The 889-nt window shown below is 59.3% G+C and carries 1 protein-coding gene; it reads left to right on the top strand.

What is annotated here, in order from left to right; all coding sequences use genetic code 11:
* The first annotated feature begins 136 nt into the window (after positions 1 to 136).
* Positions 137 to 802, top strand: coding sequence for a peptide-methionine (S)-S-oxide reductase MsrA (msrA, locus tag QMX91_RS31235; RefSeq protein WP_135294808.1), 666 nt, complete (start codon positions 137 to 139; stop codon positions 800 to 802).
* Positions 803 to 889: the final 87 nt, after the last annotated feature.

Below are 889 nucleotides of genomic sequence, written 5' to 3'. Positions count from 1 at the left end.
GGCAATGTTGATGTCGACTGACACACCGCATTCGCGAGCAAGCCCGCTCCCACATTTGAATAGTGCGAAATCCGGCATCATTCGGCACACTGACGGTCTGACTTTTTACATCCCATCCTGACTGAGAGGAACGATCATGGTTCTGCGCTCGGAAATTCTGGTGAACAAAAACGTGCTACCGACCAAAGAACAAGCGCTGCCCGGCCGCGAAACCGCGATGACCCTGCCTGAAAAGCATTTCGTCTTCGAAGAAACTCCCTTGCTCGGTCCATTCTTTCAGGACGTCGACTTTGCGATCTTCGGTCTGGGTTGTTTCTGGGGGGCGGAACGCCGCTTCTGGCAGCGCGAAGGCGTGGTCAGCACCGTGGTCGGCTACGCCGGCGGCTACACGCCGAACCCGACCTACGAAGAAGTCTGCTCGGGCCTGACCGGCCACGCCGAAGTAGTGCTGGTGGTGTATGACAAAGCCAAGGTCAGCTACGAAGAGCTGCTGGCGATGTTCTGGGAGCTGCACAACCCGACGCAGGGCATGCGTCAGGGCAACGACATCGGCACCCAATACCGCTCGGTGATCTACGCGACCTCGCCTGAGCAACTGGATGCGGCGCTGAAGAGCAAAGCGCTGTATCAGGCTGAACTGTCGAAGGCGGGTCTGGGCGAAATCAGCACCGAGATCGAGCAGGCGCCGACCGTGTACTTCGCCGAGGCGTATCACCAGCAATATCTGGCGAAGAACCCTGAGGGCTATTGCGGGATTGGCGGCACCGGCGTGTGCATGCCACCGAGCCTGGCGGGTAACTAAACCCCAAAGCATCGCGGGCAAGCCCGCTCCCACAGGTTTAGCGCCGACTTCAAAATGGCGCAGTACTTTGTGGGAGCGGGCTTGCCC

Source organism: Pseudomonas sp. PS01299, from assembly GCF_029960145.1.
Lineage (GTDB): Bacteria > Pseudomonadota > Gammaproteobacteria > Pseudomonadales > Pseudomonadaceae > Aquipseudomonas > Aquipseudomonas putida_A.
Note: the sequence above shows the minus strand (reverse complement) of the source record. Positions and strands in the feature narration are given on the sequence as shown.